This is a genomic window from Janthinobacterium sp. GW823-FHT03B06 (assembly GCF_058796955.1).
On sequence record NZ_JBXAJE010000014.1, the window covers coordinates 17,059 to 37,396 of the forward strand.

Below are 20,338 nucleotides of genomic sequence, written 5' to 3' on the forward strand. Positions count from 1 at the left end.
TGCCAGGCATGATGAAGACTGCGCATCGCGGATGCAGAAACGTGGTATGCATTCAACGAATCCAGGGGTTGGCGGTACGTACACGTGCACCGAGGGTTTTGAGAAGCTGGATCAGACCTAAATAGGCCCGGTCTACGTAGGGCAGTTCCTCCGGCAAGGACTGCAGGTGCTGAAGTGCCTGGCGCTGATGCTCGGCTGATGGACGTGGGTATGGCGGGTGTTGCGCAAAGTCATACACCGCCACGGTAAACGGCAACTTCTGCCAGGCATGCCGCTCGGCCATTGCCGGCAGCAGTTGCTGGCAAAAGTCCTGCTCATTCAGATTCGGCCCAATCAGGCCCAAGTCCCGATAGGCCTGCTGCATGGCACTGTGGTCCGCCGGGTTGCGCAACTGTGCTGACCAAAGCGCGCTGAGCGCTTGGCAAAAGTCAGCGTCCAGCGTGCGGGTGCAGCCAAAGTCCAGCAGGCCCAGTCGGCCGTCCGGCATGAACAGATAGTTGCCCGGATGCGGGTCGGCTTGCAAGCGGTGCAGCACAAAGGTGCAATGAAAGAAGGCGTCAAACAGCAACTGACCAGCCTGATCACGTGCGGCTTGATCGGGTTCGGTCAGCAACCATTCGTTGAGATGCAGTCCCGGCAGGCGTTGCATGGTCAGCACGCGGCGTGTGGTGCAGTCCATTACCGGCTGGGGGATCACCAGGCCCGGCAGCGTGAGATGCTGTGCAAACCATTGCATGGTCTGTGCCTCGTGCAAATAGTCCAGCTCCTCGGCCAGTTTCTGTTCGATGTCATCCATCATGCGCGCGATGATATCGGCTTTGGGCATCATCTCCGAGCGTTCCCCCCAGGCTTGCAGCAGGCTGCGCAGCATACGCATGTCGCTGCCTATAGAATCCGCCATTCCGGGGTATTGTAGTTTGACGGCCACTGCCAGACCGTCGCTCATGATGGCGGCGTGGACCTGACCCAGACTGGCGGCGGCAAAGGCGATCGGATCGAATTGCTGGAACAGGGCTTGCGGATCCTGGCCAAACTCCTGGCGCATCACTTTGATCACCAACGCGCGGTTCAGCGGCGTGACCTGGTAGTGGGCGCGGGCCAGTTCCTGGCGCATGCCCTCGGGTAGAAAGCCTAATTCCATGCTGAGCAGCTGCGAGGCTTTGAGTGCCGTGCCCTTGAGCTGGTTCAACGCGGCAAACAGGATGCGCCCGAGTTCCGCCTCATGTGCCACGCGGGCCTGTTCCGTTTTCGCATCGTCGCGCGTCATCGACTTGGCCTTATGGCCCAGGTGGGTCAGCCCGGCCCGCGCCACTGCCATGCCGACAATCGCGCCACGCGAAAGACGTCCGGTACGCGGCAACTGCGCAACGTTGTTCGTCCTGGTCGTGGGCTTCATGAGCGTACCCCGCCCAAGCCGCGGCGGGCCAATTGCAGCAGATCCAGCAAGCCACTGCCGTCTTGCATCAGGCGCGCCAGCTGGCTGCGCACCATGAAACCGCCCAGCTCCAGCAGCTTGTCCACCAGGCCGCTGCGCAAGGCTAACACCAGCACGCCCAAACTTAAATCGACCATTTGCGTGGTGTTGGAAAATTGCTCGGAGGTGTCGCGCAGCCAGTACGCAATGACGCCGTACACATAGTCGGCCAACAGTCCGGCCAGGCTGGGCTTGAAGCCGCAAGGCACGATTTCACCGGTCGTCTCGGCCTGCTCCAGCATCTGGAGGAAGGTTTGCTGGAGCAAAGGCTTGCCGGGGAGTTGCTCGCCCAACAGCAGCGTGGGCGCGCGCTCCACCATGCCACGCGCCAGACCCACAAATTCGCGGTCGGCCAGCAAACCTTCCAGCAGACTCTCGATCACCAGTTGCAGGCGCTCCTGCAGCGAAAATTCGTTCTGTCCCTGCGTCTTGTCGGCCTGCGCCACTGCGTCTGCAATTGCTTGCTGAAAGTAGGCGGTTACCAGTTTCTCCTTCGTAGGGAAGTATTTGTAGATGGTGGCATCACCCACGTCGGCGGCACGTGCGATCTGCTTCATCGTGGTGCCCTCAAACCCATGCTGGGTCATCAGGTCCACTGCGGTCTGAATGATCAGCCGATGGTTTTTGGCTTGTTGGGCTTTGGAAGTACGCATGATCGAAATTTGAAGAAGAGTGGAATGTCGGGGCGGGGCAAAACAATCAAGTCTGGCCCAACCATGTAAGAAATGCGACGGCGAGCAGGCCGATCGTTGCCCCCGCAGCTACAAAATATCCATTCATAGAATGCCTGGCGAGAAAGGTGCAGCCACGTGCCTCTTGAACTTGACGACGCCACAGACGACGCGTGCAAGCCCCGACCAGTACGTGAACCAGACCACTGTATTTGCCATATCCATCCTCTAGGATTGCCTCATGACCTGCATTGCGATATGAATATACGATACTTGCTATCAATAAATTAAATATATTGTACATCTATTGAATAGTCAATGACTATTATTTGATAAAGAGGTCGATGTATTCCAAGCATGGCTTCATGCCGGGTGTCGGTGGCAATCCACCGAACTTGGCAGCGCCGCGCCTCGGCACGGCTTCTGACTCATGGATTTGTGCGATTCCGGACGTGGAGCCCGAGGCTGCGATTTGATGATGCCAGAGCGGTGCCAGTAGGCGAGCGGCAACGCGCCATGTGGGCCTAAGTAGTACCGGGCGACGGCATGGCCCTGCTCAGTAGCTCGTAAGAACCATATTCTTGCGGCTACGTAGTCGATTCGGACACCGTCCCTGGAGATGCATGAGGACTGGCGACATTGATTTGGGCATCGGCACGTCTAAGCCCGGCTTCGAATGCCCATCGTGATACGGCATGTTGCACCGAGTCCTGACTCATCGAACGCTTCCATCATGTCTCATCACTAAGAACCTACAGGCGCGCAGTCAAATCACGGCCCCCAACTTGAAAATCGGCAAATACAGGGCAATCACGAGGGAGCCGACGAGCACACCCAGCACCACCATCAGCGCCGGTTCCAGCAGGGCCGACAGGGTGGCGACGGTGGCGTCGATGTCCGCCTCGATGATCTCGGCCGCCCGCGACAGCATGGCGTCGAGCGCGCCCGATTCCTCGCCGATCAGGGCCAGTTGCGTCAGCAGCGGGGGAAATACGCCGCTGTGTTCCATGGCCAGGGCCAGGCTGCCGCCGGCGCGGATTTCACGCTCGATGCGCGCTGTCGCTTCGTGGTACAGCGCGTGGCCGGAGGCGGCGCCCACGAGGCCGAGCGAGTCGAGCAGCGGCACGCCGGCGGCGAACATGGCGGCCAGGGTGCGCGTCCAGCGGGCGATTGCCGCCTTGCGCAGGAGCGGGCCGAACACGGGCAGGCGCAGTGCCCGCAGTTGCGTGTTGCGCCTTAAGACGGGCCAGCGGCGCCAGGCCAGGTGCAGCAGCACGCAAACGAGCACGAGCGCTGCCAGCAAGACCAGCCAGTAGCGGACCAGAAAGGCGGACACGCCCATGACGGCCAGGGTGGGCAACGGCAAGGGCGCGCCGAAGCTGTCGAAGACCTGGCGGAAGGCGGGCACGACCACGCTCATGATGATGGCCGTGACAACGATGGCGACGAGTACGATGACCAGCGGATACATCAGCGCGCCGCGCACCTGCCGCCGCAAGGCGATGGCTTTTTCCTGGTGCGTGGCCAGGCGCGCCAGCAAGTCCTGCACGATGCCGGCCTGTTCGCCCGCCGCCAGCAGGTTGCAATACAGCTCGTCAAACAGCAGGGGAAACTGGCGGAACGCTTGCTGCAGGCTGCTGCCCGCTTCGATGTCGTGGCGCAAGTCGCGCATCAGCTCGGTGATCGCGGGTTTGGCGTGCCCCTTGCCGGCGATGTCGAAGGCGTGCAGCAGCGGCACGCCGGCCGCCATCATGGTCGACAGCTGGCGCGTGAACAGGGCAATATCCTTGCGCGTGATGGCCTTGCCCGGCGCGCTGCGCGCAGCCTGCACCCGGGTGGCCAGGATGCCCTGGCGTCTTAGCGCGACCGTGGCTGCGCCGGCGTCGGCGGCGCGCAAGACGCCTTCGGCCGCCTTGCCATGGCGGTCCGTGCCCTTCCATGCAAAGCGCCGCTCGGCCGCCATGTGCACCTCCTGCCGTCACGGTAGCAGCGCCGGACAAAAGCACCAGCGGCGCTGGCGGCAGGCTTGATGTGGCTCAGCCTTTTGTGGTTTGCACTTCCGTCTGCACAACGGCCTGGGCCTTCACGTCGGCCGCATCGTCCTCGTCGCTGTCCGTGCCCTTGCTGATGCTTTCGCCATCGTCGCGGCGCAGGGTCCAGAAGGTCAGCGAGGACAGCACCGTCAGCGCGGCCAGGGTCAGGAAGGCGTGGTGCAGGGCCGTACTGAGCATGGCGCGGTCCGACTGCGGCATGTCGCCCAGGTACCAGCCCGTGATCAGCGAGCCGAAGGCGAGGCCAAAGCTCATCGACAGTTGCTGCATCGAGCTGGCGATGGTGCTGGCCATGCTGGAATCGGCCTTGTCGACGTCGGCATACGCGATGGTGTTCATGCTGGAAAACTGCAGCGAATTGAAAAAGCCCATGCACAGACTGATGGCGACAATCACGTACAGGGGCGTGCCCGCGCCCACCTGCGAAAACATGGCGATGGTGATGCCGATCAGCACGGTGTTGACGATCAGCACCTGGCGGTAGCCGAAGCGGGCCAGCACGCGCGCGGAAATGAATTTCATGCCCATGGCGGCGGCCGCGGACGGCATCATCAGCAAGCCCGATTGCCAGGCGGGCAAGCCCAGGCCCAGCTGGTACAGCAGCGGCAACAGGAAGGGCAGGCCGCCCACGCCCAGGCGCGTGACGAAGCCGCCCACCACCGAGACGCGGAAGGTGCGGATCTTGAACAGGGTCAGGCGCAGCAGCGGGTGCAGCACTTCGCTCGAATGCCAGGCATACGCGGCCAGCAGGCTGATGGAGATGAACAGCAGCACGGCAAACGAAGTGCCGTCGATGCGATGTTCGCCGAAGATTTCCAACAGCCACGACAGCAGCGCGATACCCGTGCCGAACAGCACCAGGCCGATCAGATCCAGCGGACGGGGCTTATCGCCGTAATAGTCGGGCATGTAGCGGTGCGCCAGGTACAGCGCCGCCAGGCCGACAGGCACGTTGACGAAGAAAATCTCGCGCCACGACAGCCAGTGCACGATCAATCCTCCCACCGTGGGGCCCAGCAGGGGGCCGATCAGGGCAGGGATGATGACGAAATTCATGGCCGCCAGCAATTGCGACTTGGGAAAGGTGCGGATGATGGTGAGCCTGCCTACCGGCATCATCATGGCCGCGCCCACCCCTTGCAGCAGGCGCGCGGCCACCAGCATGGGCGCATTGACGGACAGGCCGCACAGGATGGAAGCGATGGTAAAGATGGCAACGGCGGCGGAAAACACGCGCCGCGTGCCGAAGCGGTCGGCCATCCAGCCGCTGATGGGAATGCACACGGCCAGGCTCAGGATGTAGCTGGTGACGACGGCCTTCAGGCTCAGCGGCGTCACATGCAGGCTGGCGGCCATGGCGGGAATGGCGGTGTTGACGATGGTGGAGTCGAGTTGCTCCATGAACAGGGCGGTGGCGACCACCCAGGGAAGGTAGCTTTTAATCGGGGAACTGGTCATGGATGCGAGCCTGAGGAGGTAAGACGGAGCCGACAGTACGATGAATTGTCACATAAATGGCGCCCGCGTGCCGCCCGCGCCATTCATTCTGGCAGTGCGCCGGGGGCATCGTCCATGGAACATTTGTTCCATGGCAATAGATTACTGGCAAGGCTAGCATGTGTTTTCCGGCAGTTCCCGCCCCTCCTTCCCGAAAGTCCTATCACATGAAAAATGCACTTACCTTCCTTGCCCTGAGCGCCGCCCTGTCCGCCTGCGGCGGCGGCAGCGATGGCGGTACGCCGGAAGCGCCAGTCACGCCGCCCGTCGTGGTCACGCCCGTCGCCGATCCCGTGACGGTCGCCTCGCAAGCGGTCGCGGCCCAGGCTGGCCTGGCCGTGATCGCCGGCGCCAATGCGGACGAGACGGTGTATGACGTGGCGGCCGATATCGGCGACACGTGGCGCATCACGTTCGACAGCGCGAAGAAAACCTACGCGATCCGCGTGCTGTCGACGCAGTTCGGCTTGAGCGACCGCAGCGGCACGTTCAGCGCCGTCACCGTCGGCAATCTCACCACTTACACGGCAACGGATTTCAGCGTCACCGTCGACGCGCGCACGCGTCTTCTTTCGGGCAATATCAAACTGGGTAATATGGTCTCGACCGTCAGCGGCACCGGCTATGCGGTGGGCGACGTGGCCAGACTGGCCGGCAGCTATATTTTCCTGGGGGCCATGCGCAATGCCTCGAACGGCGGCGACCGTTTCAATCCGAAAGGCAGCCTCAAGGTAGCGGCCGATGGCAGCGCGCAACTGTGTAATGGCGGCGTATTCAATGCGCAAGGCGTGTGCTCCGCGGTATCGCCGCAGCTGGAAGCGGAAAACGCCAGCCTGACCCTGGTCAAGGATGCGAAGAATGGTTTGCTCGTCGCCCGCCAGGGCCAGCAGGATTTCGGCATCGTCCACGTGCATGCGGGGGACCGGGGGCTGGCGCTGTTTATCGACCGCTACAGCCGCAACCAGGAAAACGTGCTGCGCGTGGGCACCATCGTGGCCGCCAAACAACAGAAGATCGGCAGCGAAATCGCCGGCAGTTACGCCTGCGCGGCGCCGGGCATCAGCGCCAAGATCGAGATTGCGGGCAACACCGCCACCTTGACGAATAACACGAGCGGCAAGACGCACGCGGAAACCATCACCGCCAACAAGCTGGGCCTGGGCGCGCAGGCCGTCGATTTCGATGGCATCGCCGTGTTCAAGGACCCGGCCGACGTGCCGGCAGATTACTCGATGTTCATGCCGGTGTCGTCGAGCATGGCGGTCGAGTTTTCGACCGACCGCTCGTATATGGGCACATGCTTGAAAAATTAAGGGCTAGGTGTCGGATTACGCGCTCACGCGCTAATCCGACCTACCACGGGTCGGTGCAAGCAGGTCGGGTTAGCCGGTACGGCGTAACCCGACATCACCATCAGCGTGGCATTCGTTCCAGCGCATCCATCAACGGCATCGCCGCATCGGCAATCCGCTCCAGGCTCGCTTCGCGCAGGGCGGCGGTGTCCACCGTGTGGCCGGAGTCCAGCCCCGCCCAGCGCAGCAGCGCCGCACACGCGGCGGGCGTGTCGAACATGCCGTGCAAGTAGCTGCCGAGGATTTGCCCGTCGCCCGATACGGCGCCTTCCGGCCGCCCGTCGATGACGAAAGCCGGCTGCGCCAGCGCCGCGCCATGCGACATGCCCATGTGGATTTCATAGCCTGACACGGGCGCTTCGGCCGCGCCGGCAAACGCGCAATGGCCGGCGACTTGCTGCAGGCGTTTTTCCGCTGTCAGCTCCGTCACCAGGTCGAGCAAACCCAGTGCCGCTGACTCTCCCGCCGCGCCTTCCACGCCCCGCGGATCGCGCACGCTTTGCCCCAGCATCTGGAAGCCGCCGCAGATGCCCAGCACCTTGCCGCCATAGCGCAGGTGCTTGGCCAGGTAGGCGGGCCAGCCTTGCTGCTGCAGCCAGGCCAGGTCGCCACGCGTGTTCTTGCTGCCGGGCAGGATCACCAGGTCGGCCGGCGGAATCGGCTGCCCCTGCTGGATGAATTGCAGGTCGATGCCGGGGTGAGCGCGCAGCGCGTCGACATCCGTGTGGTTGCTGATGCGCGGCAGTTGCGGCACCACCACCTTGAAGGCGCCCCGTTCGGCTTGCGTCGCTTCGACGGCGTCTTCCGCGTCGAGGAACAGGCCTTGCAGGTAGGGCAGCACGGTCAGCACGGGCTTGCCCGTCTGTTGTTCCAGCCACTCGATGCCGGGCGTGAGCAGCGAGATGTCGCCGCGGAAGCGGTTGATGACGAAGCCGACGATGCGCGCCCGCTCGCTGTCGGACAAACACGCCAGGGTGCCGATGATGTGGGCGAAGACGCCGCCCCGGTCGATGTCGGCCACCAGGATCACGGGGCAGTCGACGGCTTCGGCAAAGCCCATGTTGGCGATGTCGCGCGCGCGTAGATTGACTTCGGCCGGGCTGCCCGCGCCTTCGACGACGACGGTGTCGTATTGCTGGCGCAAGCGCGTAAAGGATTCCAGCACGGCGCCCATGGCGATGGTCTTATATTGCTGGTAGTCGCGCGCATCCATCTCGGCGCGTACCTTGCCGTGGATGATCACTTGCGCGCCCGTGTTCGACGACGGTTTCAAGAGCACCGGATTCATGTCCGTGTGCGGCGCGATGCCGCAGGCCAGTGCCTGCAAGGCCTGGGCGCGGCCGATCTCGCCGCCGTCGCTCGTCACCGCGCTGTTCAAGGCCATGTTTTGCGGCTTGAACGGGGCTACCGTCACGCCACGCCGTTTCAACAAGCGGCACAGGGCCGCGACGACGGTGCTCTTGCCCGCGTCGGACGTCGTGCCCTGCACCATCAGGACGGGAAAGGGAAGCTTCATGCCTGCTGCTCCTGCAGATGTTGCCAGCGCGCGATGATGTCGCTGATCTGGCGCAGCCCTTCGGTAATCGCCGCCGGGCCGGGCGACAGGATGTCGGGCGACTTGATCTCGAACAGCATCTGGTTTTTCACGGCGGGAATCGCATCCCAGCCCGGGCGCGCCGCCAGCTGTGCCGGCTGGAATTTCTTGCCGCACCAGCTGGCGAGGATGATGTCGGGCGCGCGGGCGACCACGTCATGGGAATCGGCGATGATGCGTTCCTTTGCGCCCGGCTGCACGGACAATTCCGGGAAGGCGTCCGTGCCGCCGGCGATGGCGATCAGTTCCGCTGCCCAGCCGATACCGCTCATCAGGGGATCATTCCACTCCTCAAAGTAAATCACGGGCTTGCGCGTCCAGGCCGCGGCCCGGTTGCGGGCAGCGGCGATGTCCGCGCGCAGGCTGGCGATCAGCAATTTGCCCGCTTCCTCGCGCTGCACCAGCGCGGCCAGCACGGCGATCATGCGCAGGATGCCGTCGACCGTGCGCTGGTTGAACTGGTGTACTTCGATGCCGGCCTTGACCAGGTCGCGGCAGATATCGGCCTGCATGTCGCAAAAGCCGATCACGAGATCCGGCTCCACTGCCAGGATGCGTTCCAGGTTCGTGGATGAAAAGCCGCTGATCTTGGTTTTTTCCTCGCGCGCCCGTGGCGGACGCACGGTAAAGCCCGAGATCCCCGCGATGACGTCCTCTGCGCCCAGCGCGTACAGCGTCTCCACGGCTTCCGTCGATAAACAGGCGATGCGCTGGTAGTGACTCATTGAGCCGCCTTGGCTGCGGGAGCGCTGCGGCGCTGGCGCGCCGCTTCCAGCTGTTCGCACATGGCGGCCGTGCCTTCGATCATGCGCGGGCCGGCACGGTTCAGCAGGTCGCCATTCAGGCGGAACAGGTTATTTTTGCGCACGGCCGTCATCGACGGGAAGGCGCGCCACATGGCCAGGCCGCCTTCGCTGCGCGGGTCGCTCTTTTCGCTGGTGCCAAAGATGACTTCCGGGTCTTCCTGCAGCACGCCTTCCGGCGTGACGACGGGCGCCACCACCTTCATCGCGGCGAACACATTCTGGCCGCCGCACACGCGCATCGAATCGCTGATGATGCTCGCGCCGCTCAAGGTATATAGAGGTTTGTCCCACACCTGGTAAAACACGCGCACGGGCGGGCGCTGCGCGTATTGCGCCGTCAAGCTGGCCAGTTTGGCGCGCAGCTGGGTGGCGGCCGGCCTGGCGATTTTTTCCGTGCCCATCAGCTGGCCCAGGCGCTCCATGCTGTCGGGGATATCGGCCAGCTTGCGCGGCTCGCTGTGATAGATGGGCACCTTCAGCTGGCGCAGCATGGCGATCTGGCGCTCGGCGCTGCCATGCATCCACACGACGATCAGGTCCGGCTTCATGGCGATGATGCGTTCCATGTCGTACTGGCGGTTGTCGCCCACCTGAGGCAGTTTCTTGGCCGCTTCCGGGTAGTCGCTGTAGCTGACGACGCCGGCGATCTTGTCGCCGCCGCCGGCCGCGAACAGCAGTTCCGTGACGTGCGGCGCCAGCGCCAGGATGCGCTGTGCTGGTTTTGCCACGGTGACGGTATTGCCGTCGTCGTCGCGCACGGTGATGGCGGCATGCGCCTGCAGCGAGACCAGTCCGGCCAGCAGCAGCGATATTTTCAGGATTTTCATGTGTGCTTCCATGTGGTAAGGGCCTGCTGCAGGCGCAGCCAGGCATGTTCGTCGGGGGGCAGGCCCAAGCGGATGCCGTGGGCGGCGTGGCGGAACAGGCGTACCCAGATGCCCGATTCCGCCATGTGGCGCCAGAGCGCCTCGGCGCGTGCTTCAGGCCACCATTGAAACAGCGCCGTGCCGTTGCTGGCGATGCCGTGCGCCGCCAATAACTGGTGCAGGCGGGCGCCTTCGCCGCGCAGGCGCTCGCGCATGGCTTCCTGCCAGTGCGTGTCGTTCAGGGCGGCCAGCGCCGTTTGCTGCGCCGGGCCGCTGACGGTCCACGGACCCAGCATGTCGGCCAGCTGCGTCAGCAGCGCGGGATGGGCGGCGACAAAGCCCAGGCGCAATCCCGCCAGGCCAAAGAATTTGCCTATCGAGCGCAGCACGATCAAGCCTGGCCGATGCGTATGCGGACCCAGGCTGGCGTGTGACTCCGTGTCGCCAAACGCTTCATCGACCACCAGCCAGCCGCCGCGCGCGGCCAGCTTGCCCGCCCACTCCAGCAGCAGTTCCGGTGCGATGCGTTCGCCCGTGGGATTGTTCGGGTTGCAGATCACCAGCACGTCGCAGTGGTCGACGGCATCGGCAAGCAGCGCATACGGCACTTGCCGCAACTGGTGGCCGTGCTGGCCCCAGTGGTGCGCATGTTCCGCATACGACGGCGCGGCCACGACCACGCGCGACGGTGCGCGCAGCCGGGGCAGGGCCTGGATGGCGGCTTGCGTGCCTGCCACGGGCAGCATGGCCGGCGCGTCGTAATACGCGCAGGCGGCGGCCGCCAGCGCGGGATCGGCTTCCGGCAGCCGGTGCCAGGCGTTGGCGTCGGGTGATGGCGCCGCATACCAGTGCGGATTGATGCCGGTCGACAGGTCGATCCAGTCGGCGATCGGCCGGCCGTATTCGCGCGCCGCGTCGCGCAGATTGCCGCCATGTTCAAGCAAGATACTTCCCTTTCAGGTAAAACAGGCCCGCCAGCAGCGCCACCCAGATCAGCCACAAGACAGCCGTTTCGGCGACCAGGCGCCAGGCGCGGTCGATGTCGCGCGCTTCCGCGGGACGGCCGGCGCCCAAAGGCGGGCGGCGTTCCAGTTCGCCGTCATAGATGGCGTCGCCGCCCAGGGCCAGGCCCAGGGCGCCGGCGCCGCTGGCCATCACGGGCCCCGCATTCGGGCTGCCCCAATTGGGCGCCTGCGTGCGCCAGCAGTGCCATGCGTTTTTTTTGTCCGCCATGCTCTTGCCCAGCAAGACATAGGACAAGGCCGTCAGGCGCGCCGGCAGGTAATTGAGGATGTCGTCGATGCGCGCGCCGCAGCAGCCGAACCAGTCGTAGCGCGCATTGCGGTAGCCCCACATGGCGTCGAGGGTATTGGCCAACCTGAAAAGCACGGCGCCGGGGCCGCCCGCCACGGCAAACCAGAACAGGGTGCCGAAGACGGCGTCGTTGCCGTTTTCCAGCAGGGATTCCGTGCTGGCCTTGGCCAGGCTGGCCGCATCGGCATTGGCCGTGTCGCGGCTGACGATGCGCGCCGTCAGCAAGCGCGCGTTGTCCAGGTCATCGATGGCCAGGGCGTCGGCAATCGGTTGATTGTGGTCGCGCAGGCTGCGCAGGCCCAGGCACAGATACAGCAGGAAGACGTGCAAGGCCGCCCCGGCCAGGCCGCACAGCCACCAGGCGGCATAGCTGATTGGCAGCACGGCCAGCGACCAGGCCAGCGCGCCGCGCAGGAAACGCCCACGGCCCCGGTTCAGCAGGCGTTCGAGCGCGCTGGCGAGGCGGCCAAAACCCACCAGCGGATGCCAGCGGCGCGTTTCTCCCAGCAGCATGTCGAGCAGCACGCTGGCCGCCATCAAGGCGGCCAGCATGGGCAGCGACAGGCCGCTCAGCATGGGCCGCCTTTCAGGTACAGGGGCAAGCCGGCGGCGACAAAGACAGCCTTGTCGCACACGGCGGCCACGGCCTGGTTCAAGCGGCCCGCTTCATCGGTGAAGCAGCGCGAGATGGCGCCGTAGGGGACGATGCCCATGCCCACTTCGTTCGAGACGAGCACGAGGTCGCAGCCGGTGTCTTCGATTTCGGCCAGCGCGTACAGCAGGTGCGCGCGCTCGCTGTGGAACAGTTCGGGCAGGGCCAGGTCGCCCACGTCCGGATACGTCGCGCCGCCGGAAAACATCAGATTCGTCAGCCACAGTGTCAGGCAGTCGACCAGCAGCAGCCTGCCGGGCAGTGCTTCCCGCAGGATGGCGTCGCCCAGGCGCAGCGGTTCTTCGATAGTCACCCACCCGGCCGGGCGCTGGGCACGGTGATGCGTGATGCGCGTGGCCATCTCTACATCGCCCGCCTGCGCGGTGGCGATGTAGAGCACTTCCTTGCCGGACTCGCGGGCCAGCTTTTCGGCATAGGCGCTCTTGCCGGAGCGGGCGCCGCCGAAGACCAGGGTGCGCGTCATGGCGCTGTTACCACTCGGTGCCGATTTGTGCGCCGATGCCGGCCGCGTACGCATGCTTGACGACGGCCATTTCGGTGACAGTGTCGGCGATGGCGATCAATTCGTCCGGCGCGCCGCGGCCCGTGATGACCACGTGCTGCATGGCCGGGCGTTCCAGCAGGTCGGCGATGACTTTATGTACGTCGAGGTAGTTGTACTTGAGGGCGATATTGAGTTCGTCGAACAGCACCAGGCCGTAGCTTGGGTCGGCCAGGAAGGTTTTCGCCTGCTCCCATGCCAGTTCGGCTTTTTCGATGTCGCGTTCGCGGTTCTGCGTTTCCCAGGTATAGCCTTCGCCCATCGCATGAAAACTGATTTCATCGGGGAAGCGGCGCAGGAATTTCTCTTCGCCCGTCGACATGGCGCCCTTGATGAACTGCACCACGCCCACTTTCATGCCGTGGCCCATGGCGCGGATGGCCATGCCGAAGCCGCTCGAGCTCTTGCCCTTGCCGTTGCCCGTATTGACGATGATGATGCCGATTTCCTTGTCGGCCTTGGCGATGGCCGCGTCGATGATGGCTTTTTTTCTCTCCATGCGCACGCGGTGGCGTTCGTTGATTGCGGCTGTTTCTACGTCGATAGGTTTGTTGTCGCTCATGTCTGATCCTCTTTCGGTATGAATATCTTGCGTTTGCCGTGATCGATGATCTCGATCGGGTGGCCCAGGTAGTCGCCCAGGATGGAGGCCTGCATCACCTCGGCCACGGGGCCGGCCAGCCAGCCGCCGTCGCCCATCAGCAGCAGCGCATGGGTCGAGACGCTGTGCGCCAGGTTCAGGTCATGGCCGACCATGACCACGGTTTTATTTTGTTCGCGGCACAGCCTGGCCAGCAGGCCCATGACGCTGACCTGGTGCGCCAGGTCCAGTGCGTTGGCCGGTTCATCCAGCAGCAGCAGGGGCGTGTCCTGCGCCAGCATGGCGGCAATCGCCACGCGCTGGCGTTCGCCGCCGGACAGGCTGCGCACGTCGCGTTCGGCCAGGTGGTCCACTTCCATCGAGGCCAGCGCCGCCAGGGCGATGCGCTGGTCGTCGCTGCCTTCCCAGTAATGGTTGTCGTGATACGGGTGGCGCGCCGACAGCACGGTTTCGATGACGCGGTACGAGAACGCGTCGTGCCGCGCCTGCGCGAGGAAGGCCCGTTCGCGCGCCAGTGCTTCCAGTGGCCAGTCGATCAGGGCGCGGCCCTGTATCGTCACGTGGCCGGCATCCGGTTCGCGCAAGCCGGCCAGGGTGCGCAGCAAAGTACTTTTACCCGCGCCGTTGCGGCCGATGACACTCCAGCATTCACCGTCTTTGATCTGCCAGGTGAGGTTTTCCACGAGGGAGCGCGTGCCCGCCTTCAGGCCCAGTTGGTAGGTGCGGATCATGTGCGGCGCAATCGATGGAGCTGGTACAGGAAGACGGGCGCGCCGATCATGGCCGTCACCACGCCGACGGGCAACTGCAATGGCGCCAGCACGGTGCGCGCCAGGGTATCTGCCAGGACGAGGAAGGTGCCGCCGGCCAGAGCGGCGGCCGGTATCAGCAGGCGGTGATCGGGGCCGCAGGCAAAGCGCAGCGCGTGCGGCACGATAAGTCCCACGAAGCCCACGCTGCCGGCGCTGGTGACGGCGCTGGCCGTGAGCAGGCCGGAACAGAAAAACAAGCCCTTGCGCAGGGCGCCCACGCGCACGCCCAGGGTGCTGGCCGCTTCCGCGTGCAGGGCCATGACGTTGAGCGAACGCGCGCAGCGCAGCGCAAAGACCATGGCGCCGGCCAACACCAGCCAGGGCATCAGCCGCGCTGGCGCGCCGGACAGGTCGCCGATCATCCAGAACACCATGCTGCGCAAGCGGCTTTCCGGGGCGATGGAGAGCATCAGGGTGACGATGGCCATGCAGGCCGAGGCCAGGATCACGCCCGTCAGCAGCAACAGCGAGGTGCCGCCTTCGGCCGCCGTGCCGCCGCGCAGGTCGCGCCGGGCAAAGAAGTACAGCAGCATGGACACGCCGACGGCGCCGGCGAAGGCGGCCGCGTCGACGACCCACAGCGCGCACATGAACAGCAGCGCGGCCAGCGCGCCGACGGAAGCGCCGGCGGAAATGCCCAGCACGTAAGGATCGGCCAGGGGATTGCGCAGCAGCGCCTGCATCATCAGGCCCGCCAGCGACAGCGCCGCGCCGGTGACAAAGGCGGTCAGCGCGCGGCCCAGGCGCAGGTCGAGCAGGGTGGCGGCGAGGGTATCGGTCCTGCCCTGCACGACATGGAACAGGGCGGAAGGCAGGTCGGCGAGCGGAATCGCGATCGAGCCGATCATGCCTGAGAAAATCAGGCTGGCAATCGCGCACACGATCAGCACCGTGAGGATCACGGTGGCGCGGTGGCGCATGTTGCGGGAAAATGGGTGCATGTACTGCCTCAGGTGAAACGGGTGCGGTGCAAGTGGCTTTGGAGTGCTTCTGATGCGTTGGTGGGACGTATACAAAAAATGGCCCGCATGCGATTGCGCGTACGGGCCATTGTAATCATCTCCGGGCCGATTTAGAAATCGTAGCGTGCCGAGAGTTTCATCTGACGGCCATTGCTAGGATAGATGCCGCCTTTGCAGCTGTAGGCGTTGGTGAAGTACTGCTTGTCGGTCAGATTCAAGGCATTGACCGCCACTTCCCAGGCGCCGAACTTGCGTGCATAGCGGGCGTCGAACGTCGTGAACGATGGCACCTTGGCATTGCAGGTATTGGCAAAATCGCTGCCATAGCGCTGGCTGTCCACCCATTGCGCGCCGATGTCCGCGCTCTGGCCATCTTTCGGTACCCACGACAGCCGTGCCGACAGGGTGTTTTTCGGGATCAGTGTCAGTTCCTTGCCCGAGTTGACGCCTTCGGTGAAAGTCGCTTTCACGTGCTGGTAATGACCGCTGACGCGCCAGTCAGCGGCGATGTTGGTGCTGGCATCGAGTTCGAAGCCTTGATGTTTGGTCGGATCCAGATTGGTGTTGGCACCCCAGCCGGAGGCGCCTGCCGTTGGATCATAGTAGATCTCGTTGGTCAGCTTGTGGCGGAAGACGCGTGCGTCGACCTTGACGATGCTGTTGTCGTAGGTCGCACCCAGTTCCAGGTCGTGCGAGGTCTGGCCTTGCAAGGGCTTGTTGGCAACCGGTGTCGAACCGTTTTCATCGGCGGTAGCCACGCGATAGCTTTGACCAGCCTTGGCGTACAGATTCACCTGCGGCATGACATCGAAGCTGCCTTGCACGTCCCAGGCATTGAAGTTCTGCTTGACGTTGTAGGCCGTTGTGGAGAACGAAAGAGGATCAGTAAAGTCCTTATCGAAGGTTTCGTGGCGTACGCCAGCAGCGACGCGGAAGTTTTTCGGGCCGGCGAATTTCAGTTCATCGCGCACATAGAATGCCTGCGATTTCTGCTTTGCCTTGGCTTGGGAGTACGAAGCGTCGACTGCCAGATCCCACTTGATGAAGTCCGCTCCGGCGACGATTTCATTGAGCATGCCGTCGAACTGGCCCAGGTGGCGCAGACGCGGGGAGAATTGGTTTTGCTTGGTCTTGCGTTCCGATGCGGAAGGGCCGAAGATGCTGAAATAGGTGGACTTGGCTGTCTTTTCGCGATGCGACAGTTCTGCTGCCAGATCAATGGTGCCCAGGCGGCCTTCGGCGAAGGCTGTGTAGCGGTCGCTGTCGACCGAGCCGAAATCTTTCGGTGTTTTCGCCTGGCGCGGATTGTCTTCAAACTGGGCCAGTGTGATCGATCCAGGGAAACGGCTATCCTGACGCGTACTGTCGATACGCACACCGGCACGGACATATTTGTCCTGCCATTGCGCGCCGCCGCCGAAATTGGTCTGCTTGTATTCGTTATTGTCGCGATAGTTGTCGGTTTCCTGCTTGCCGACAGCGGCATCGAGAGTGACGTTATTCCAGGTCTGGGCTACGGAGCCGCGCACTTCGCGCTGGCCCAGTTGGCCGACTTCGGCAAAGATGGTGCCACGGCCAGCCTGCTTGCCTGGACGTTTGGTGACGATGTTGATCACGCCGCCCGTGGCGCCGTCGCCATACAGGACGCTGCTGCCGCCGCGCGTGATTTCGATGCGTTCAACGCTATCGATGGGGATGCTGGCCAGGATTGGATCGGTCAGTTCATTTTCCGACAGGCGCACGCCATCGAGGACCACGACCGTGTTCTGGCTGGCGGTGGCACCGAAGCCGCGCAGGTCGAGGGTAAAGTCGGGGCTGCCGGTGAGGCTTTGACGGCCGTATACGCCGCCGATCTTGCGGATAGCCTGGTTCACATCGCTGATGCCAGCACGACGGATTTCATCAGCCGTGATGACGGTGGCGCCGATCGGCTGCAGTGCCGGGTCGCTGTTGAAGCGGGAACCCGTCACGACGATCTGGTCCAGCGTTTTGTTTGCGGTTTGCGCGAATGCAGGAGCGGCGGCGATAAAGCACAGGGAAATGGCGGAAACCAGGGCGCGCGGCGCCATTGCCGGCACGCGGCGGTCTAATACAGGAGCAGTCATGATATCGTTTTCTTCGGAAAAAGCACCTAGCTCGCGTCCCCGCAAGCCAGATTCAACGGAAGGCGCGGCGCCCTGTAAGGCCCGCACTTCCACCTGTCCTGGCCGGTATCCGGGCTGGCAAGTACGGCTATCCCACCTTCCCATGCTCGATGATTGCAAGCACAGTGGTTGTCAGAGATAGCTTGTCGTCCGCCTCCTGTTGGGAGGGGCGACACTTGCTTACCGTTGCGGGGGCAGCACACGTTCGCCGCGGGCGCGGCATCGTGTTTCCCGTTTAACTGCGCTCATGGACATGAGCGCGGGCACCAAAACCCGGTCATTATACGTGCAGTGGGCGTGGACTGACATGGCTGGCTGGACGATTCGCTATCAGAAATCGATGACGACCGTCGCGCCGTAGGCGATTTTGTGGGCGGAATGGGCGGCCAGCAGGGCCGTTTCCTCCAATGGCAGCTGCGCCTGCAGCGCCGACAGCAAGCGGATGGTGCCCGCATGGCAGATGATGATCGCCGTTTCGTGTTGTTCGCGCAACAGATCGCCTAAAAACGCATCGACGCGGGCAGCCATCGCCAGCACGTTCTCGCCGCCGCCGGGGCGATACCAGGCCAGGTCGGCGGCCCAGGCATCGATGTCCGCGCGCGCAATCGCGTGCCAGGGCTGCATTTCCCATGTGCCGAAATCCATTTCGGCCAGCCGGGCATCAAAGTGCAATTCGCTCGCGGGCAGATCCTGCGCCAGGGCCGTCGCCAGGCTGGCGCAGCGGCGCAGCGGACTGGCGTAGAGCGGCACACCGGGTGGCAAGGTCGCTTGCAGGCTGGCGCGCGCGGCGGCCATTTCATGCGGCGCCACCGCCACGTCGCTGCGGCCATAGCAGGTGCCGCTGGTGACTTGCGGCGCGGGGTGGCGCACTAAAATCAGTCGCATATTAGTAGAAGCGTATGGGAGGCTGGAAGCTGGAGAGAATGGCCAGGTAAATTGCCACTTCCGCCAGTTGCTGTACGGCGCCCAGGCAGTCGCCCGTATAGCCTTGCAGGCGGCGCTGGCATTTGCGGCCCAGCCAGAATGCGGCAGCTGCCGCCGCGACGATGGCAAAGACCAGCGCCGCCCAGTCAACTATCCCCAGCAGGCCGCAGGCGATCGCAGGCAGCAGGGCGCAGACGGCGGCGATGATGAATTCCCCCGTCGTCATTTCCTGCGCCATCGGTTTGGCCTTGCCTTCGTCGCGCGCATAGTCCATGAGCCAGATCAGCGAGACGGCGGCCAGGCGTGAGAGCGGATGGGCGATGAATAGGGTCGCCACCACGGAGGCAGGCGGCAGCGAAGCGAGCGCCGCGCACTTGATGGCCAGCAGGCAGACGATGCCGATGGCGCCATAGGCGCCGATGCGCGAATCCTTCATGATTTCCAGCACCCGCTCGCGCGTCAGGCCGCCGCCGAAGCCGTCGCACATGTCGGCAAAACCGTCTTCATGGAAGGCGCCCGTCAGGTAGATGCCGGCGGCGACGGCCAGCAGCACGGCCACCGCCGAAGGCAGGAGCCAGCTGGCCAGCAGATACACGGCGCCGCTGATGGCCGCCACCACCACGCCGACCAGTGGAAAGTAGCGCGAGGCGTGTTGCAGCCAGGCCGGCTCGAAACCCACCCAGCGGGGGATCGGCAGGCGCGTGAAGAACTGCAGCGCGGTAAAGAACAGGCGGCACTGATGGATTGCGGCGGAAACGGGGTTGCTCATGATCTTAGTCTGGCGTGGACTTTTCGCTGACCTGGGCCGAGGCGAACGTGGCCATCTCGCGCATGAAGTTGACGGCCGCGTGCAGCAGCGGCAAGGCCAGCGCCGATCCCGTGCCTTCACCGAGGCGCAAATCGAGATGCAGCAGCGGACGCGCATCCAGGCTGGCCAGCAACTGGCGATGGCCGTTTTCATCGGAGCAGTGCGAAAACACGCAGTAATCGAGGATGGCTGGCTGCAAACGGGCCGCCACCAGCAGGGCGCTGCTGACGATGAAGCCGTCGATCAGCAGAATCATGCGCCGTTCGGCTGCCTTGAGCATGGCGCCGGCCATCATGGCGATCTCGAAACCGCCAAAGGTGGCCAGCACGTCGAGCGGCTCATGGATTGCCGCATGATGGGCGACGGCTGCCTCGATCACCTGCTGCTTGTGCAATATGCCTTCCTTGGACAGGCCTGTGCCGGCACCGACGCAGTCGGCAACCGGCGTTTGCGTCAGCTTGTGCATCAGTGCGGCAGCCGCCGTGGTATTGCCGATGCCCATTTCGCCAAAGCCCAGCACATTGCCGTCCAAGGTGGCGGCCAGGTCCATGCCCGCCTGCATGGCGGCCAGGCATTGTTCCTGGCTCATGGCGGGTCCATTGGCAAAGTTGCGGGTGCCGGGAGCTTGCTTGCGGTCCAGCAGGCCGTCGCGCGGGCCGAAATCGTGGTTCACGCCGGCGTCTACTATATAGAGGGCGCAATCGGCCTGGCGGGCAAAGACATTGATGGCGGCGCCGTTGCCGAGGAAGTTCTCCACCATTTGCCAGGTCACGCTTTGCGGATAGGCGGAAATGCCTTCGGCGACGACACCATGGTCGGCCGCGAAAACGATGATGGCGGGTTGGTGCAATGCCAGTTGCGTGCTTTGCTGGATCAGGCCGATCTGGCGCGCCAGGGTTTCCAGCATGCCGAGACTGCCCAGCGGCTTGGTCTTGCTATTGATGGCGTGTTCGAGGGCGCTGGCCAGGGCGGGATTGGCGGTGGGGACGATGTGTGGGATAGGCATGGAAGTCAAGGTGATGGGGCAGGGGATTGTCGGCACTACGATATCACACAGCAATATTTGCCCAGCCGCAAATTAGCGCTTGCGGCCCGCGCGGCGCAGGGCTATAATTCGCCCCCTCGCTGAACGACGCATGCAAATGCCGAGTAAAGCAGGGTAAAAAAGAATGTTGACGAATTAGCCGAAACGCTTCATACTCTTCCTTCTTCGCAGCTGACAAACACAACGCTTTGTCAATAGCGCGA

19 protein-coding genes and 1 riboswitch are annotated in these 20,338 nt (G+C 63.9%); of the genes, 1 reads left to right on the plus strand and 18 read right to left on the minus strand.

Features of this window, described 5'->3' with window-relative positions; translation table 11 throughout:
- Positions 1-52 precede the first annotated feature (52 nt).
- The 4 genes from AC1RBA_RS27445 to AC1RBA_RS27460 all read right to left on the minus strand — a co-directional run bounded on the left by AC1RBA_RS27445 (position 53) and on the right by AC1RBA_RS27460 (position 5,654).
- The gene (locus tag AC1RBA_RS27445) at positions 53-1,396 is read right to left on the minus strand and encodes an ABC1 kinase family protein (protein ID WP_492420526.1); all 1,344 of its coding nucleotides are present in this window, start codon (positions 1,394-1,396) and stop codon (positions 53-55) included.
- Positions 1,393-2,127 (minus strand): TetR/AcrR family transcriptional regulator, encoded by a 735-nt coding sequence (locus AC1RBA_RS27450; protein WP_492420528.1) that lies wholly within the window; start codon positions 2,125-2,127, stop codon positions 1,393-1,395. Before AC1RBA_RS27450 ends, AC1RBA_RS27445 begins: the two co-directional genes overlap by 4 nt.
- Positions 2,128-2,911: 784 nt before the next feature.
- The gene (locus tag AC1RBA_RS27455; protein WP_492420530.1) at positions 2,912-4,108 is read right to left on the minus strand and encodes a type II secretion system F family protein; all 1,197 of its coding nucleotides are present in this window, start codon (positions 4,106-4,108) and stop codon (positions 2,912-2,914) included.
- A 73-nt stretch (positions 4,109-4,181) separates the two neighbouring features.
- Complete coding sequence (locus tag AC1RBA_RS27460) at positions 4,182-5,654, minus strand: DHA2 family efflux MFS transporter permease subunit (protein ID WP_240453532.1); 1,473 nt, start codon at positions 5,652-5,654, stop codon at positions 4,182-4,184.
- 206 nt (positions 5,655-5,860) lie between these two features.
- Here AC1RBA_RS27460 and AC1RBA_RS27465 point away from each other — a divergent pair, with 206 nt between their 5' ends.
- A complete protein-coding gene (locus AC1RBA_RS27465) occupies positions 5,861-7,006 on the plus strand; it encodes a hypothetical protein (protein WP_121668513.1) in 1,146 nt (381 codons plus the stop codon).
- Between the two features lie 100 nt (positions 7,007-7,106).
- On the opposite strand, the gene AC1RBA_RS27470 is transcribed toward AC1RBA_RS27465, so the two are convergent.
- The 14 genes from AC1RBA_RS27470 to AC1RBA_RS27535 form a co-directional block, all read right to left on the minus strand.
- The gene (locus AC1RBA_RS27470) at positions 7,107-8,561 is read right to left on the minus strand and encodes a cobyric acid synthase (protein WP_492420532.1); all 1,455 of its coding nucleotides are present in this window, start codon (positions 8,559-8,561) and stop codon (positions 7,107-7,109) included.
- Complete coding sequence (locus AC1RBA_RS27475) at positions 8,558-9,364, minus strand: ABC transporter substrate-binding protein (RefSeq protein ID WP_492420534.1); 807 nt, start codon at positions 9,362-9,364, stop codon at positions 8,558-8,560. Before AC1RBA_RS27475 ends, AC1RBA_RS27470 begins: the two co-directional genes overlap by 4 nt.
- A complete protein-coding gene (locus tag AC1RBA_RS27480) occupies positions 9,361-10,272 on the minus strand; it encodes a cobalamin-binding protein (RefSeq protein ID WP_492420536.1) in 912 nt (303 codons plus the stop codon). The genes AC1RBA_RS27475 and AC1RBA_RS27480 overlap by 4 nt, the downstream gene beginning before the upstream one ends.
- On the minus strand, positions 10,269-11,255 hold the full coding sequence (gene cobD, locus AC1RBA_RS27485; protein WP_492420538.1) for a threonine-phosphate decarboxylase CobD: 987 nt from the start codon (positions 11,253-11,255) through the stop codon (positions 10,269-10,271). Before cobD ends, AC1RBA_RS27480 begins: the two co-directional genes overlap by 4 nt.
- On the minus strand, positions 11,248-12,201 hold the full coding sequence (gene cbiB / locus AC1RBA_RS27490) for an adenosylcobinamide-phosphate synthase CbiB (protein ID WP_492420540.1): 954 nt from the start codon (positions 12,199-12,201) through the stop codon (positions 11,248-11,250). Before cbiB ends, cobD begins: the two co-directional genes overlap by 8 nt.
- Positions 12,195-12,761: a bifunctional adenosylcobinamide kinase/adenosylcobinamide-phosphate guanylyltransferase gene (gene cobU / locus AC1RBA_RS27495; RefSeq protein WP_492420542.1), complete on the minus strand. Its 567-nt coding sequence runs from the start codon at positions 12,759-12,761 to the stop codon at positions 12,195-12,197. Before cobU ends, cbiB begins: the two co-directional genes overlap by 7 nt.
- A gap of 7 nt (positions 12,762-12,768) precedes the next feature.
- The gene (gene cobO / locus AC1RBA_RS27500; protein ID WP_070219379.1) at positions 12,769-13,401 is read right to left on the minus strand and encodes a cob(I)yrinic acid a,c-diamide adenosyltransferase; all 633 of its coding nucleotides are present in this window, start codon (positions 13,399-13,401) and stop codon (positions 12,769-12,771) included.
- On the minus strand, positions 13,398-14,171 hold the full coding sequence (locus AC1RBA_RS27505) for an ABC transporter ATP-binding protein (RefSeq protein ID WP_070219380.1): 774 nt from the start codon (positions 14,169-14,171) through the stop codon (positions 13,398-13,400). The genes cobO and AC1RBA_RS27505 overlap by 4 nt, the downstream gene beginning before the upstream one ends.
- Positions 14,168-15,193, minus strand: a complete 1,026-nt coding sequence (locus AC1RBA_RS27510; RefSeq protein ID WP_492420545.1) for a FecCD family ABC transporter permease — start codon at positions 15,191-15,193, stop codon at positions 14,168-14,170. Before AC1RBA_RS27510 ends, AC1RBA_RS27505 begins: the two co-directional genes overlap by 4 nt.
- Positions 15,194-15,324: 131 nt before the next feature.
- A complete protein-coding gene (locus AC1RBA_RS27515) occupies positions 15,325-17,319 on the minus strand; it encodes a TonB-dependent receptor (RefSeq protein ID WP_492420547.1) in 1,995 nt (664 codons plus the stop codon).
- 83 nt (positions 17,320-17,402) lie between these two features.
- A riboswitch (cobalamin riboswitch) is annotated at positions 17,403-17,644 on the minus strand.
- 44 nt (positions 17,645-17,688) lie between these two features.
- Positions 17,689-18,243 carry a histidine phosphatase family protein gene (locus AC1RBA_RS27520; protein ID WP_492420549.1) on the minus strand — a complete coding sequence of 185 codons (555 nt, stop codon included), beginning with the start codon at positions 18,241-18,243 and terminating at the stop codon, positions 17,689-17,691.
- Position 18,244: 1 nt separating this feature from the next.
- Complete coding sequence (locus AC1RBA_RS27525; protein ID WP_492420551.1) at positions 18,245-19,051, minus strand: adenosylcobinamide-GDP ribazoletransferase; 807 nt, start codon at positions 19,049-19,051, stop codon at positions 18,245-18,247.
- Positions 19,052-19,055: 4 nt separating this feature from the next.
- A complete protein-coding gene (gene cobT / locus AC1RBA_RS27530; RefSeq protein WP_492420553.1) occupies positions 19,056-20,096 on the minus strand; it encodes a nicotinate-nucleotide--dimethylbenzimidazole phosphoribosyltransferase in 1,041 nt (346 codons plus the stop codon).
- A 43-nt stretch (positions 20,097-20,139) separates the two neighbouring features.
- Positions 20,140-20,338: hypothetical protein (locus AC1RBA_RS27535; RefSeq protein ID WP_492420555.1), on the minus strand; the 199-nt coding region annotated here is incomplete at its 5' end.